The organism is Lacinutrix cladophorae (assembly GCF_053604645.1).
Genome location: NZ_JBSHNR010000073.1, coordinates 43,278 through 57,685 on the forward strand (window position 1 = coordinate 43,278; position 14,408 = coordinate 57,685).

Consider the following 14,408-nt stretch of genomic DNA (forward strand, 5'->3'; position numbering starts at 1 on the left):
TATCTATTTTTATGCAAAATTAAGAAACAAAACCATAAGATTTCCGTTTTTACGGAAATGAAAAAATAAAATAGGATATGAAAAATAAAATAGAAGCTGTAAAGGCATTTCATACTGCTTTTAAAATAGGACACAGAGAAGCTCCAAAAGCAGACTTAGGTATAGATAAAAACACCCTTCGTTTTAATTTAATGAAAGAGGAAAATGAAGAATATCTAGAAGCTGCCAATAGTAATGATTTAGTGGAGGTTGCAGATGCTCTTGGTGATATGTTGTATATACTTTGCGGAACTATTATAGAACACGGAATGCAACATAAAATAGAAGAAGTTTTTAACGAAATTCAACGCAGTAATATGAGTAAACTTGGCGAAGATGGGCAACCTATTTACCGCGAAGATGGCAAAGTGCTTAAAGGGCCAAATTATTTTAAACCGAATATCGCCGAAATATTAGATAAGTAAACAAAAAAGAGAAGCAATTGCTTCTCTTTTTTGTTTAAATCATTTAGTATTATACTTTATAGCGCCATCCGTGTTTATCTTCTGATACGTTGTATTGTATATCATTTAGTTGTTTTTTAAACATGGTATAATATGTGTTTTCTGGTTCCACAATATCAAAAGCTTCATCCGCATGCTTAAAAGCTGAAATTGGACTTACAACTGCAGCAGTACCACTACCAAATATTTCCTTTAGACTTCCGTTTCTTGCAGCCTCTTTTATTTCTTTAACTGTAACAGGTCTAATTTCTATTTCAATATTATTGTCTTTAGCAATTTGTAGGATACTTTTTCTTGTAATACCATCTAAAATTCTGTCACTAGTTGGAGCAGTTATTAGTTTGTCGTTTACCCTAAAAAAGATATTCATAGTTCCTGCTTCTTCAAGATATTCATGCGTATTTGCATCTGTCCAAATTACTTGTTGATATCCTTCTTCTTGTACTAAATTGGTTGGATAAAATTGTGCAGCATAATTACCAGCAGCTTTTGCAAAACCAACTCCACCATCAGCAGAACGGCTATATTTTTCAGCAATAACAACTTTTACAGTACCTTTATAGTAGGCTTTAACAGGAGAACAAATAATCATGAATTTGTACTCATTAGCTGGAGATGCAGAGATTGCAGGTTCCGATGCAATAACAAAAGGTCTAATATAAAGTGCATTGCCTTCCCCTTTTTTAACCCATTCCTTATCTAATTTTAGTAAAGTTTCTAGTCCTTCAAAAAAGTATTCTTTAGGAAATTCAGGCATTGCTAACCTTTTAGCAGAAATATTTATTCTATTAAAATTGTCTTCTGGTCTAAATAACCAAACAGCATCATTTTCATCTTTAAAAGCTTTCATTCCTTCAAAAACAGCTTGTCCATAATGAAAAACTCTAGCAGAAGGATCTATAGTAAGCGGTTGATAAGGGGTTATTTTAGGTGTTTGCCACTTTCCATCTTTAAAATCGCAAGTAAACATATGGTCTGTAAATTCACGACCAAAGTCAATATTTTCAAAATCTACATTATCTATTCTAGACTTCTCTACTTTTAGTATATCCATTTTTTTTACAATTTTTTCTTGATATTAATAGCTAATATAAGGAAACAAATTTACAGAATAATAGTGGTATAAAAAAGATTAATTATTTTAAAAAACACTATCTTTAGGGCTTTAAAAAACTAATGTGTAAAATATAAACAAATGAAAAAAATAGCACTAATAATGATGTTCTTAACGGTTTTTGTAGCATGTAAAGAAGAAACAAAAAAAGAAACTGTTGTTGTAGAGGAAACAAAAAAAGAAACTGCTTATAAATCTTTTGGTAAAGAAATTATTGCAGACGATGCTATAACAGCAAAATCTATGGCAGAACATTATAAGTCTATGAAAGTTGGAGATAGTATTAACTCTAAAATGATAGCGAAAGTAGGCGATGTTTGTCAGGCAAAAGGTTGCTGGATGAAATTAGACCTAGAGAATGGGGAGCAGGTGATGGTTAAATTTAAAGACTATGGTTTTTTTATGCCAAAAAATATTGCAGGACAAGAAGTTATTATAAACGGAAAAGCATATGTTAACGAAGTGCCAGTTGAAGAGTTGCGTCATTATGCAGAAGATGCTGGGAAATCTGCAGAAGAAATTGCTTTAATTACAGAATCTAAAAAAACGTATTCTTTTGAAGCAGATGGTGTTTTACTTGTTGAAGAAGCGTTATAAATGAAAAAGCTAATTTGGTTGGTTTGTTTCACTTTTTTGGTAAGTTGTAATACAAAAGAAAAACAAGTCGAGAAAAAAGAAAAAAAAGTTTATGATATGTATGAGCCATCCGAAATGGCTATACTCATGAACAAAATGTATGCGCATAATTTAAAGATTAAAAAAGAAATTATTGCAGGTGAAATACCAACAGAGTTCCCATTAGATTTTTTAGAAATTCATACTGCAGAACTTTCCGATTTTAAATCTAGAAGTGAGAGATTTCAAGCTTTCTCTTCCCTCTTTGTTACTGCAGAAAAGGAAGTTTTTAATTCCCAATCTAATCTTCCAATAAAAGACAGGTTTAATAATGCTGTTGGGTTATGTATTTCTTGTCATCAAACAGAGTGTACAGGGCCAATTCCAAGAATTAAAAAGCTATTAATTAAATAGTTCTTTTATTGAAACGTAAAATAATAATTACAGAAGACGGCTCTACAAGTATTCATATTCCTGAATGGAATGAACAATATCATTCCAAACATGGAGCCATACAAGAAGCACAGCATGTTTATATTAAAAACGGATTGCACCATTTTGTTGCTAAAAACAATTCGGAAAATATAGCCCTTCTTGAAATTGGTTTTGGTACAGGTTTAAATGCTTTTATGACTTTACTGGAGGCCGAAAAATGGAACCTTAATATAGCCTATATAGGAGTAGAGGCTTTTCCTGTTACTACAGAAGAATTTATACAACTTAATTACGCTGAAGAATTAAAAGCGTCAAATAAAGAGCATCTATTCAAAAAATTACATGAAATTATTTGGGAAGTACAAGAACAGATAACTACTAATTTTAAACTAACAAAAGCTAAAAAAGATTTTTCAGAAATAAACGAAAATGAGGTTTTTAATCTTATTTATTTTGATGCTTTTGGCGCAGAAGTACAGCCGGAATTATGGACAGAAGAAATTTTTAAAAGCATGTTTGATGCACTTAAAAGCAATGGCGTATTAGTTACCTATGCAGCAAAAGGAAGCGTTAAAAGAGCGTTAAGAAGTGTAGGTTTTACTTTGGAGCGTTTGGCAGGCCCTCCTGGAAAAAGACATATGTTAAGAGCAACTAAATTATAATTAATGGGTACCAACTAAACTGTTGCTTTTTTTGCATTGCGAATAGTAGTGATCATACATTGCGGTTATTGTTTTGTAAAAAGAAATTTTATTTTTATAATTAACTATATACTTACAGCTTCCTTCTAATTCTACCAATTTTTGAAAAGCTAAAATTAATGTAGCCTTATCTTCTTTAAGCATGTCTAAGGCAGTTAATATATTCCAATAGTGAATAACACTATAGTTTTCTACATTACTATTTAAAGACTTTTTGGTTTCTGTAATTACATATTCAGCAAAACTAAAGTGATCATTTGTTACATGCTTTTTCTGTACCGGATTATATGTGAAAAAGTCGGTTTCAAAATTTTCAAAACTTAATGGGGTCGATTCTTGGCTAAAACTCGAAGCTACACAAGTAAGTGCAACTAAAAATGTAAAAATAAATTTCATTGTTCTTTTTTAAGATTTAAGGCTTTCTCAAAATAATAGATTGTGAAAATATACCTTCTATTTGTTAAATGTAAAATAATGCATTAATAAGTTTTAATTATTCGATAAACTACTAATTTAATCGATTTTTTAAATCTAAATTACTGGTAATTACTATTTTATATGATTTAACGCAAAAATAAAGCCATACTTTTAAGTATGGCTTTATTTTATTAAACAGATGTTTTATCTAAGCTTTTTTAGCCTTAATAGTGATTTTTAATTCCATTTCGTCATTAATAAACTTGTCTCCAAGATTGTCAAAAACAGATTTAGAACCATAGTTAATTCCCCATTTTGTTCTATCAATAGTAAAAGCATCACTAGAAATAGTCATTATATCACCTTCACTTGTAATAGTAACAGGAAATGTAACATTGTGTTTGTTTCCTTTTAATGCTAAGTTACCAGAAAGCATTGTTTTTCCTGCTTCAGCAGCTTGCGTACCAGTAATTTCAAATGCTCCAGTAGGAAATTTGTTTACATCAAAAAAGTCACCTTCTTTTCCCTCTACAGTCCCCATTAAATGTGCATCAAGATTCTTTTTTTGATCTCCTTCAACATCTGTAGAGTTTATGGACTTCATGTTAATTAAAAAAGTACCGCTTTGTAAAACGCCATTATCGACATGAAATACACCACTTTCAACATTCACAGTTCCATTATGTGTACCTGTAGGTTTAAAACCTTTCCATTCAATAGTAGACTCAGAGACATTTGCTACATATTTTGCAGTAGTACTTTCACTAACAGCAGCAGCTTCTGCTTCACTTGTACTAGCTTCTTTTGCTTTTTTACAACCAATAACTGCAGTACATAAAGCAATAACAGTAAAAATATTTAATACTTGTTTTTTCATAATTATAGTTTTTTTAGTGTTAAAGTTCAAAAATACAAATTGTTAATTTAGTTAAATAACAAAAAGGATAAAAAAAGTCAATGACATTTTGACATTTTAATAATAATGGCAGTACTTTTGCCATCTGTTAAAAGTATTTATAAAAACTAGGTACAAAAATGAGCAAGAAAAATAAAGAAGAAGTTATAGACGAGCAAGTAGAGCAATCAACAGAAGAAACGCAAGAGTTAACTGTTGAAGAGCAACTACAAATAGAATTAAAACAAGAAAAAGATAAATTTTTACGCCTTTTTGCGGAGTTCGAAAATTATAAAAAACGTACATCTAAAGAACGAATCGAATTGTTTAAAACGGCAAGTCAAGATGTAATGGTGTCACTTTTACCTGTTTTAGATGATTTTGAACGTGCTTTAAGTCATATTGAAGACGACAAAGAAGCAGAAGAGTTACGTAAAGGAGTACATTTAATTTATCAGAAATTACTATCTACACTAGAACAAAAAGGTCTAGCAGCAATAGAAGTAATAAAAGGAGATGTTTTTAATGCAGACGACCATGAAGCAATTACACAAATTCCTGCACCTTCAGAAGATTTAAAAGGAAAAGTGATTGATGTAGTTGAAAAAGGATATAAATTAGGAGATAAAGTAATCCGTTTTCCAAAAGTTGTAATCGGACAATAATACAAGAATGGCAAAGAGAGATTATTACGAAATATTAGGAGTAAGTAAAAGCGCAACAGCTGCAGAAATTAAAAAAGCCTACAGAAAAATGGCTTTAAAATTTCATCCAGACAAAAATCCAGATGATAAAGATGCAGAAGGAAAGTTTAAAGAAGCAGCAGAAGCTTATGAAATTTTAAGTAACGCAGATAAAAAAGCACGTTATGACCAATTTGGACATCAAGCATTCGATGGCTCCGGTGGTTTTGGAGGTGGCGGAGGTGGTATGAATATGGATGACATATTTAGCCAGTTTGGTGATATCTTCGGTGGCTTTGGCGGAGGTGGCGGTTTCTCTGGTGGCTTTGGCGGAGGTGGTCAACGTAGAGTTAAAGGTAGTAACCTTAGAATTCGTGTTAAACTTACTCTAGAAGAAATTGCCAATGGAGTTGAAAAGAAAATTAAAGTAAAACGTAAGGTTCAAGCTCCAGGTACAACGTACAGAACCTGTTCAACCTGTAATGGTTCTGGTCAAGTAACTAGAGTTACTAATACTATTTTAGGAAGAATGCAAACGGCTGCCACCTGTACAACTTGCGGTGGAGCAGGACAAACAATCGATAAAAAACCAGCAGAAGCAGATGCGCATGGTTTAATTATAAAAGAGGAAACGGTTTCTATTAAAATTCCTGCAGGTGTTGTAGATGGAATGCAATTAAAAGTATCTGGAAAAGGAAACGAAGCACCAGGAAATGGAATTTCTGGAGATATGCTAGTTGCTATAGAAGAGCAAGATCATGAAACACTACAACGCGAAGGCGATAATTTACATTACGATATGTATGTAAGTCTTCCAGACGCTGTTCTTGGTACCTCAAAAGAAATAGACACGGTTACAGGTAAAGTGCGAATTAAAGTAGAAGCAGGTGTACAATCTGGTAAAATTTTACGCTTACGCGGAAAAGGTATACCAAGTATTAATGGTTATGGTAAAGGAGATTTATTAGTGCATGTAAATGTTTGGACACCAAAAACGTTAAACAAACAACAAAAAGAATTTTTTGAATCGATGCGAGAAGATGAGCATTTCTCACCAAAACCTGAAAGCTCAGATAAATCTTTTTTCGAAAAAGTTAAAGATATGTTTTCTTAATAAAACACAGCTAAAAATCAAGAATCCACTTTTTTAAGTGGATTTTTTTAACAAATCTGTTTCAATTAACATTTATTTAGCAAAAAATAGTATATTTGAATTATCGCTAGTTAATTTTAGCGATAATTTTTCTTTTTCATAGCAATTTTTTCCCATCCTTTCACTTTAAGTAAAAGGGTGGGTTTTGTTTTTTAGCACTTCTTATTTCTTTAAATAATGAAAACAAGGATGTAAATAGTTTAAACTCTTTTGTATATCTTTAATTTAAAACAAATGCATGCTATTTCTCTTGTAACATTTTCTATCTTTACAAGCCTTAGATATTAATAAAAAGTTACTAAATATTAAATATGAAAAACCTCTTAGAAGCACACGCAGTTTCTAAAAATTTTGGAGATTTTACAGCGTTAAATAACGTTTCTATTTCTGTTCCTAAAGGAAGTGTTTTTGGTTTGTTAGGTCCAAACGGAGCAGGAAAAACAACCTTAATACGTGTAATAAACCAAATTACAATGCCAGATTCTGGACATGTTATTTTAGATGGCGAACCTCTACAATCCCATCATGTGCAAAATATTGGTTATTTGCCTGAAGAACGTGGCTTGTATAAGTCTATGAAAGTTGGCGAACAAGCATTGTATTTAGCACAATTAAAAGGATTAAGTAAAGCAGAAGCCAAAATACGATTAAAATATTGGTTCGAACGTTTAGAAATTGGAGACTGGTGGAACAAGAAAATTCAAGAGCTTTCTAAAGGAATGGCTCAAAAAATACAGTTTGTTGTCACTGTCTTGCATGAACCAAAATTGTTGATTTTTGATGAGCCTTTTTCTGGTTTCGATCCAATTAATGCCAATCTAATTAAAGACGAAATTTTACGCCTTAAAGAGAATGGAGCAACGGTAATATTTTCTACACATAGAATGGAATCTGTGGAAGAACTGTGTGACCATATTGCATTAATTCATCAATCTAATAAAATATTAGATGGTAAATTAACAGATATAAAAAGACAATATAAAACCAACACCTATGAAGTAGGTATAAATGCTCCCGATAAAATAACACTTGCCGAAACTATCTCGAAAAAATTTAATGCTTCGCTTACAGATTTTAGATCTTTAAATGACGAATTAAAACTAAATATAAAGCTTGCCGAAAACGAATCGGCTAATGATTTATTGAGCTATTTAACAAGTATAGGTCAAGTTTCTCATTTTGTAGAACTAATCCCTAGTGCAAACGATATTTTTATTCAAGCAGTTAAGAATAACTAATTTTATGAACCATTTACCACTTATAATAAAACGCGAATATTTAACAAAAGTTAAAAACAAATCGTTTATTATCATGACTATTTTAAGTCCTATTATTATGATAGCACTTATTGCAGTTGTAGCTTATTTATCGCAATTAAATAATAATAAAATACGTACTATTTCTGTTTTAGATGAATCTGAATTGGTAACTGATATTTTTCAAAATCAAGAATATACAAAGTATAATATGCTTAACAATGTATCTTTAGACGATGCAAAAACTATTGTTGAAGCAGCAGAAACCTATGGTTTGTTGTACATACCAAAACAAGATAGCGTTACTGCATTGGTAAAACATATTAAATTTTATTCTAAAGAATCTCCTTCATTATCTGTTATCTCTGGTTTAGAAAGTAAATTAGAAAATAGATTAAGAGATCTTAAATTACAAGAGCAAGGTATCGATTTAGAAAAGTTAACTGCATCTAAGATCCATGTAAATATTGAACAAGAAAGTTTTATTGGCGAAAAGACATCTAAAATAGATAGCTATTTTAAATTAGGTTTTGGTTTGGCTGCTGGGTATCTATTATTCATGTTTATTATTATTTATGGGAATATGATTATGCGAAGTATTATTGAAGAAAAGACAAGTAGAATTATAGAAGTTATTATTTCTTCAGTAAAACCAATACAATTAATGCTTGGTAAAATTATTGGCACTTCTTTAGCAGGAATAACACAATTTGTTATCTGGATTATTATTGGAAGTGTTTTAATGACAGTAGTTTCTGCTATTTTGGGTATAGACTTAATGCAGCAAACACCGCAGAATGACATGATGCAACAGGCAATGGAAAACCCAGAAGTAGCTGTAGAAATGCAAAATGCAATGTCTGCGTTTTGGAATTTACCAATAGCCAATCTTATTATTGCATTTATCCTATTTTTTGTAGCCGGGTATTTATTATATAGCTCGCTATATGCCGCAATTGGTGCTGCAGTAGATAATGAAACGGATACACAACAATTTATGTTTCCTATTATCATGCCATTAGTTTTAGCCGTATATATAGGTATATTTACAGTAATAGAAGATCCTCATGGTACGGTTTCTACCATCTTTTCTTTTATACCATTTACTTCTCCGGTGGTAATGCTAATGCGTATTCCTTTTGGAGTGCCTGTTTGGCAACAAGTACTTTCTTTTTTTATATTAGTTGCTACCTTCATGTTAACCGTTTGGTTTGCAGCCAAAATATATAGGGTAGGTATTTTAATGTATGGTAAAAAGCCAAGTTATAAAGAGATTATAAAATGGATTAAGTATTAAAATGAAAGAAATAAAAACCATATTAAATAAATCAATTAATATATCTAAAGATGTAGAAATTAGTGTGCAAAACATCTTGGTTTTACTTTTAGTTTTAGTATTTGCTACTGTTTTTTTAAGACTTCTTAGAAGGTTAATAAGTCGCAAACTACCAAGCGATGATAAACTGAAGTTTAGAGCTGTTTTTTCTTATGCAACTTGGTTTAGCTATGTGATTATAGTTTTAATTACCTTACATACTGTTGGTGTAAACGTAACCGGTATTTTTGCAGCTTCAGCAGCATTATTAATAGGTATTGGTTTAGCATTACAAACACTTTTTCAGGATATTATTTCTGGTGTGTTTATTTTAATTGATCAATCCGTACATGTTGGAGATATAATTGAATTAGATGGAAAAGTAGGTCGTGTTGAAGAAATTAAACTACGAACAACAAGAGCAGTAACCATAGATAATAAAGTACTAGTAATTCCAAACCATTTATATCTAACTAATAGTTTATACAATTGGACGCAAAATGGAACAACAACAAGAGAGAGTGTAGAAGTAGGTGTAGCTTATGGAAGTGATGTGCAATTAGTAAAAAAAATACTTTTGCAAGCAGCCAACGATAATAAGTCTGTTTTAAAATTTCCTGCTCCTACCGTATTATTTACTAATTTTGGGGATAGTTCTCTAGATTTTAAATTAGTATTTACTTTAAATGATAGTTTTCAAGCATCTATTCCAAAAAGTGAAATACGTTTTGAAATAGATAAATTGTTTAGAGAAAACAATATTTCTATACCTTTTCCACAAAGAGATATTCATATTATTCAGAAATAAAAAAAATATAAGATGCCGAAAATATTAGTAATTGAAGATGAAGCAGCAATACGAAGAGTGTTAGTTAAAATACTTTCCGAAGAAAACGACACCTATGCCGTGGAAGAAGCTGAAGATGGTTTAGTTGGAATTGAAAAAATAAAAAAAGAAGACTACGATTTGGTACTTTGCGATATTAAGATGCCAAAAATGGATGGTGTTGAGGTTTTAGAAGCCGTTAAAAAAATAAAGCCAGAAACACCAATGGTAATGATTTCTGGACATGGCGATCTAGATACAGCAGTTAATACAATGCGTCTTGGTGCTTTTGATTATATATCTAAACCGCCAGATTTAAATCGTTTATTAAATACCGTTCGTATTGCTTTAGATAGAAAAGAGCTTGTTGTAGAAAACAAAAGACTGAAAAAGAAAGTAAGCAAGAACTATGAAATGATTGGTAAAAGCGACGCTATTTCTCATATCAAAGAAATAATAGAAAAAGTAGCACAAACCGATGCTCGTGTTTTAATTACTGGGCCTAACGGAACAGGAAAAGAATTAGTAGCACATTGGTTACACCAAAAAAGTGATCGCTCTAAAGGGGCAATGATAGAAGTGAATTGTGCTGCAATACCAAGTGAACTAATAGAAAGTGAACTTTTTGGCCACGTTAAAGGTGCTTTTACAAGCGCAAATAAAGATAGGGCTGGTAAATTTGAAGCAGCTAATGGAGGTACCATTTTTTTAGACGAAATTGGAGATATGAGTCTTTCTGCGCAAGCAAAAGTACTTCGTGCATTACAGGAAAGTAGAATACAACGTGTTGGTAGTGACAAGGACATTAAAGTAAATGTTAGAGTAGTAGCAGCAACCAATAAAAACCTTAAAAAGGAAATTGAAGAAGGAAACTTTAGAGAAGATTTATACCATAGACTAGCTGTAATTCTTATTAAAGTTCCAGCACTAAATGATAGACGTGATGATATTCCATTGTTAATAGAATATTTTTCTAAGAAAATTGCAGACGAGCAAGGTACTGCTCAAAAAAGCTTTTCAGCTAAAGCTATAAAATTATTACAAGAGTATGATTGGACTGGTAACATTAGAGAACTACGTAATGTTGTAGAACGTTTAATTATTCTTGGCGAAAAGGAAGTAAGCGAAAAAGATGTAAAACTGTTTACTAGTAAGTAATATTTCTTCTTAAACAATTTTTTTAAGAATTCAAGACTATCTAAAAAGCATAAAATACAGCTTTTTAGATAGTCTTTTTTAATGTTGCCAAAAAGGTGTCTAAGATATTATTTACTTCTTCCGGGATTTTTTCTTGCTCTACCCAAGTATGTATATCTCCTAAATATTGCATGCCTAAATATTTAGCAGATTCTACAAAAGGCATATTAAAACCTTTAACTAAATCATTGCCATTACTTGTGCTTATCATGGCCATTTTTTTTCCTCGTAGTTGTCTTCCTAAATCTTTTTCTGTTCTAATAACATCTGAAATGCGATCAAAAAAAGCTTTCATAATTCCACTCATGGTGTACCAATATACTGGAGTTGCAAAAATTATAGTAGAATAGTTTGTAATAACATCAGTTATTAAAGGCATAAAATCATCAGCAGCATTTTTATACTCATAATCATAATGACCAATGTTTTTTGTATTTAAATCAATAATATCAAAGTTTGATTTTAATGCGAAACTATTCACTATTTTTTGTGTATCGCCAAAGCTTCTAGAGCTTCCTTGAAGTATTACCGTTTTATTCATGAATAAATTAATTTGTTTAGCTAAATAATAATATTCTTCTAACTAAAACTTTAATTTCTAATAGAAACAATTAATGGTATAACAGAAAATATTGATGTGCTTTCGAATAATTCAAAAAGTGTGACTTTTATATTTTAAAACTAACACTAATTCCAGTTTGTATATCTGGACTATTATTTACAGTAAGATCTTGTTGTAAATAAATAGTGGTTGTAATCTTTCTGGTAAAGGAATATAGTAAAGTCCAATAATTATTGTTTTTATATAAGTTGGTGGTGCCAATTCCCCATGCTTGCTCTGCATCTGGATGGCGAACAGGAATAATATAGTCTAGTTCTTCTTTTTTATTTAAACTAGTTTGAATATAAAAGTCTAAACCAATAGCATGCGTTGTTCCTTTTTTGGATACAAAGTTATATTCTAAAGCACTCTCTAAAAATGCGATGTATTTATTGGTGCCAAATTGCACATTCTCTTTTTTTAAGTCGATTGCATTTTTTCTTAACGTACCAAAACTGGCACCTATATGTGCATAGTTTTTATTTTTAAAAGCAATTTTTTTAACTGCATTTATAGATCCGCCTAAGTCAAAAGAAGTATTATATTTAGACAGGTTTGTTCCAAGGTGCGCACCAAGATTCATAAAAAAACTTTTATTTTTATTTATTAGCCATTCCGGATAATAATAGTATGTAGTTTCTATTCCGCTCAAAAAAACATCATTTTTTTCTAATTCTGCAGTGTTGCCATTCCTGTCAGTATATTTAATTCCTGCTTCATTTAATTTAAAAGCCTTTCTGTCAAAAGGATCTTCTCCACCTGCAATTTTGCTGTGAAAATCTTCAATAAACTTATCACTTGTAAAAAAAGAAAGCGGATATTCTCCATTCGTTAACATGGCAACGCGTAAAGCAACTACTAATTCTTTATTGTTACTTAAATGAAAAGCAATATTGGCCTTTATACTTTTAAGAACACCATCTATTTGCAATTGAAAAGTTTCTGCGTCTAAGTCTTCTACATCAAAATGATATTGTGCCAAATCCCAATCGTATTTTCTGGCTTCATTTCTTGTCGCTTCATCATTTGGTATATAGGTGGTTACAGGAGCTCCCCAAACATTGGCGCTTTCCAAGCTAATATTAACCATGTTATTTTTGGTGGCATGCATTTTAAAATTACCTTGAAGCCTAGAAAAAAAGATACCAAATGGATGTGAAGATAAAATACTGGGTTTTGTAATTCCGTTTTTAATAGTAGTTTCTATCCTATCAGTTTGTTGCGAAAAAGTAATAAGCGGAAATAGAATAACTAGAGATAAACTCAAGTAAAGTGTTTTCATAAAGATTAATTAGCGTATGGATAAAACTACAACATTAATAATAACCATACCAATTAAAGGGTAAACATATTATATGCGGCTATTTCGTTTTAGAATTTCTATTAATAAAAAATATTAATATCTTTAAACATAATTTATAAAGAGCCCATAAAATTGAAAGCAATTAAAATAAACGACTTTAAAATACAATCACAAATAGAAATTTCGAAACTTACAACAACTTATAATTTAGAAGTAGATGAAGACGATGTAAAAGACGAATTAAAAAAGGTAAGACGAAAACTTGGCGAATTACAGGATACCCTTTATGCGCATGGTAAATACGCCGTTTTGGTTTGCTTACAAGGTATGGATACGGCAGGGAAAGATAGTTTGATTCGTGAAGTATTTAAAGACTTTAATGCTAGAGGAGTTGTAGTACATAGTTTTAAAGTGCCAACAGAATTAGAGTTAAAACACGATTTTATCTGGAGACATTATATAGCACTTCCTGCTCGTGGTAAATTTGGCGTATTTAATAGAACGCATTATGAAAACGTATTAGTTACGAGAGTGCATCCTGGTTATATTATGGGCGAAAATTTACCACACGTAAATTCGGTAGATGATGTAAATGACGCTTTCTGGGATGCCCGTTTTGAGCAAATTAATAATTTTGAAAAGCACATTGCAGAAACTGGTACGGTTATTTTTAAATTCTTTTTAAATCTATCTAAAGGCGAGCAGAAAGATAGATTACTTCGTCGTTTGGATAAGAAATCTAAAAACTGGAAATTTTCTCCAGGTGATTTAAAAGAACGTAAATTATGGGATAAATATCAGGAATGCTATGAAGATGCAATCAACAGAACATCTAAACCTCATGCGCCTTGGTTTAATATTCCTGCAGACGATAAACCAACAGCAAGACTTATAGTGGCTAAAATAATGTACGACACATTAAAGGAGTATACCGATATTAAAGAGCCAGAATTGGATGATGATGTGAAGGCAAATATTGCTTTATATAAAGAACAACTTAGTAAAGAGTAATACTTTAGAAAATGAAAGATACAAGTAATCACGATACGCGCATTGCAAAAATGACCTTTGCTTCTGTATATCCGCATTACATTACCAAAGTAGAAAAAAAAGGAAGAACCAAAGGAGAATTACATCAAGTAATTCAATGGCTAACGGGTTATAATGAACAAAAGTTAGAAGCATTAATAACTGAAAAAGTAACTTTTGAAATGTTCTTTAAAAACGCATCCTTAAACCCAAATACACCATTAATTAAAGGTGTGATTTGTGGTTACAGAATAGAAGATATTGAAAATCTGCTAACCAAAGAAGTACGCTATTTAGATAAATTGGTAGAGGAATTAGCAAGAGGGCGAAATATGGATAAGATATTGCGAGTAGCATAATTTTTA

At 31.1% G+C, this 14,408-nt stretch carries 17 protein-coding genes; 12 read left to right on the forward strand and 5 right to left on the reverse strand.

The genetic code is table 11. The features are described from left to right. Positions 1-77: 77 nt before the first annotated feature. Positions 78-464, forward strand: coding sequence for a nucleoside triphosphate pyrophosphohydrolase family protein (locus ACVC3Y_RS02280; RefSeq protein ID WP_303426305.1), 387 nt, complete (start codon positions 78-80; stop codon positions 462-464). Positions 465-513: 49 nt separating this feature from the next. Here ACVC3Y_RS02280 and ACVC3Y_RS02285 read toward each other — a convergent pair whose 3' ends face one another. Continuing rightward, entirely contained in the window at positions 514-1,557 is a 1,044-nt protein-coding gene (locus ACVC3Y_RS02285) for a branched-chain amino acid aminotransferase (RefSeq protein WP_303426306.1), read from the reverse strand. A gap of 141 nt (positions 1,558-1,698) precedes the next feature. Between ACVC3Y_RS02285 and ACVC3Y_RS02290 the strand changes: the two genes are divergently transcribed. Genes ACVC3Y_RS02290 through mnmD form a run of 3 tightly spaced genes read left to right on the forward strand, consistent with a single transcriptional unit; the run spans position 1,699 to position 3,329 of the window. After that, entirely contained in the window at positions 1,699-2,214 is a 516-nt protein-coding gene (locus ACVC3Y_RS02290) for a DUF4920 domain-containing protein (protein WP_303426307.1), read from the forward strand. After that, positions 2,215-2,646: a hypothetical protein gene (locus tag ACVC3Y_RS02295; RefSeq protein WP_452226003.1), complete on the forward strand. Its 432-nt coding sequence runs from the start codon at positions 2,215-2,217 to the stop codon at positions 2,644-2,646. 8 nt (positions 2,647-2,654) lie between these two features. Further along, positions 2,655-3,329, forward strand: a complete 675-nt coding sequence (gene mnmD, locus ACVC3Y_RS02300; RefSeq protein ID WP_303426310.1) for a tRNA (5-methylaminomethyl-2-thiouridine)(34)-methyltransferase MnmD — start codon at positions 2,655-2,657, stop codon at positions 3,327-3,329. On the opposite strand, the gene ACVC3Y_RS02305 is transcribed toward mnmD, so the two are convergent. Then, positions 3,330-3,764: a hypothetical protein gene (locus ACVC3Y_RS02305; RefSeq protein WP_303426311.1), complete on the reverse strand. Its 435-nt coding sequence runs from the start codon at positions 3,762-3,764 to the stop codon at positions 3,330-3,332. A gap of 229 nt (positions 3,765-3,993) precedes the next feature. Next, positions 3,994-4,662, reverse strand: a complete 669-nt coding sequence (locus tag ACVC3Y_RS02310) for a YceI family protein (protein ID WP_303426313.1) — start codon at positions 4,660-4,662, stop codon at positions 3,994-3,996. Positions 4,663-4,820: 158 nt separating this feature from the next. Between ACVC3Y_RS02310 and ACVC3Y_RS02315 the strand changes: the two genes are divergently transcribed. The 6 genes from ACVC3Y_RS02315 (at position 4,821) to ACVC3Y_RS02340 (ending at position 11,071) form a co-directional block, all read left to right on the forward strand. Then, on the forward strand, positions 4,821-5,345 hold the full coding sequence (locus tag ACVC3Y_RS02315; RefSeq protein WP_303426314.1) for a nucleotide exchange factor GrpE: 525 nt from the start codon (positions 4,821-4,823) through the stop codon (positions 5,343-5,345). Between the two features lie 7 nt (positions 5,346-5,352). Further along, complete coding sequence (gene dnaJ / locus ACVC3Y_RS02320; protein ID WP_303426315.1) at positions 5,353-6,477, forward strand: molecular chaperone DnaJ; 1,125 nt, start codon at positions 5,353-5,355, stop codon at positions 6,475-6,477. A 350-nt stretch (positions 6,478-6,827) separates the two neighbouring features. Further along, complete coding sequence (locus tag ACVC3Y_RS02325) at positions 6,828-7,754, forward strand: ABC transporter ATP-binding protein (protein WP_303426316.1); 927 nt, start codon at positions 6,828-6,830, stop codon at positions 7,752-7,754. Positions 7,755-7,758: 4 nt separating this feature from the next. Then, positions 7,759-9,069, forward strand: a complete 1,311-nt coding sequence (locus ACVC3Y_RS02330) for an ABC transporter permease (RefSeq protein ID WP_303426317.1) — start codon at positions 7,759-7,761, stop codon at positions 9,067-9,069. A gap of 1 nt (position 9,070) precedes the next feature. Further along, a complete protein-coding gene (locus ACVC3Y_RS02335; protein WP_303426318.1) occupies positions 9,071-9,895 on the forward strand; it encodes a mechanosensitive ion channel family protein in 825 nt (274 codons plus the stop codon). 12 nt (positions 9,896-9,907) lie between these two features. Further along, complete coding sequence (locus ACVC3Y_RS02340) at positions 9,908-11,071, forward strand: sigma-54-dependent transcriptional regulator (RefSeq protein ID WP_452226004.1); 1,164 nt, start codon at positions 9,908-9,910, stop codon at positions 11,069-11,071. Positions 11,072-11,135: 64 nt separating this feature from the next. On the opposite strand, the gene ACVC3Y_RS02345 is transcribed toward ACVC3Y_RS02340, so the two are convergent. Next, positions 11,136-11,651, reverse strand: a complete 516-nt coding sequence (locus tag ACVC3Y_RS02345; protein WP_303426322.1) for a flavodoxin family protein — start codon at positions 11,649-11,651, stop codon at positions 11,136-11,138. Between the two features lie 127 nt (positions 11,652-11,778). Then, positions 11,779-12,993 carry a hypothetical protein gene (locus ACVC3Y_RS02350; RefSeq protein WP_452226005.1) on the reverse strand — a complete coding sequence of 405 codons (1,215 nt, stop codon included), beginning with the start codon at positions 12,991-12,993 and terminating at the stop codon, positions 11,779-11,781. A gap of 153 nt (positions 12,994-13,146) precedes the next feature. Between ACVC3Y_RS02350 and ACVC3Y_RS02355 the strand changes: the two genes are divergently transcribed. Continuing rightward, the gene (locus tag ACVC3Y_RS02355; protein ID WP_303426325.1) at positions 13,147-14,025 is read left to right on the forward strand and encodes a PPK2 family polyphosphate kinase; all 879 of its coding nucleotides are present in this window, start codon (positions 13,147-13,149) and stop codon (positions 14,023-14,025) included. An 11-nt stretch (positions 14,026-14,036) separates the two neighbouring features. After that, positions 14,037-14,402, forward strand: a complete 366-nt coding sequence (locus tag ACVC3Y_RS02360) for a DUF2200 domain-containing protein (RefSeq protein WP_452226006.1) — start codon at positions 14,037-14,039, stop codon at positions 14,400-14,402. The last annotated feature ends 6 nt before the right edge of the window (positions 14,403-14,408 follow it).

Coding starts and splice junctions, on each gene's coding strand:
- ACVC3Y_RS02280 (WP_303426305.1), top strand. CDS start 78: ATGAAAAATAAAATAGAAGCTGTAAAGGCATTTCATACTGCTTTTAAA.
- ACVC3Y_RS02285 (WP_303426306.1), bottom strand. CDS start 1,557: ATGGATATACTAAAAGTAGAGAAGTCTAGAATAGATAATGTAGATTTT.
- ACVC3Y_RS02290 (WP_303426307.1), top strand. CDS start 1,699: ATGAAAAAAATAGCACTAATAATGATGTTCTTAACGGTTTTTGTAGCA.
- ACVC3Y_RS02295 (WP_452226003.1), top strand. CDS start 2,215: ATGAAAAAGCTAATTTGGTTGGTTTGTTTCACTTTTTTGGTAAGTTGT.
- ACVC3Y_RS02305 (WP_303426311.1), bottom strand. CDS start 3,764: ATGAAATTTATTTTTACATTTTTAGTTGCACTTACTTGTGTAGCTTCG.
- ACVC3Y_RS02310 (WP_303426313.1), bottom strand. CDS start 4,662: ATGAAAAAACAAGTATTAAATATTTTTACTGTTATTGCTTTATGTACT.
- ACVC3Y_RS02315 (WP_303426314.1), top strand. CDS start 4,821: ATGAGCAAGAAAAATAAAGAAGAAGTTATAGACGAGCAAGTAGAGCAA.
- dnaJ (WP_303426315.1), top strand. CDS start 5,353: ATGGCAAAGAGAGATTATTACGAAATATTAGGAGTAAGTAAAAGCGCA.
- ACVC3Y_RS02325 (WP_303426316.1), top strand. CDS start 6,828: ATGAAAAACCTCTTAGAAGCACACGCAGTTTCTAAAAATTTTGGAGAT.
- ACVC3Y_RS02330 (WP_303426317.1), top strand. CDS start 7,759: ATGAACCATTTACCACTTATAATAAAACGCGAATATTTAACAAAAGTT.
- ACVC3Y_RS02335 (WP_303426318.1), top strand. CDS start 9,071: ATGAAAGAAATAAAAACCATATTAAATAAATCAATTAATATATCTAAA.
- ACVC3Y_RS02340 (WP_452226004.1), top strand. CDS start 9,908: ATGCCGAAAATATTAGTAATTGAAGATGAAGCAGCAATACGAAGAGTG.
- ACVC3Y_RS02345 (WP_303426322.1), bottom strand. CDS start 11,651: ATGAATAAAACGGTAATACTTCAAGGAAGCTCTAGAAGCTTTGGCGAT.
- ACVC3Y_RS02350 (WP_452226005.1), bottom strand. CDS start 12,993: ATGAAAACACTTTACTTGAGTTTATCTCTAGTTATTCTATTTCCGCTT.
- ACVC3Y_RS02360 (WP_452226006.1), top strand. CDS start 14,037: ATGAAAGATACAAGTAATCACGATACGCGCATTGCAAAAATGACCTTT.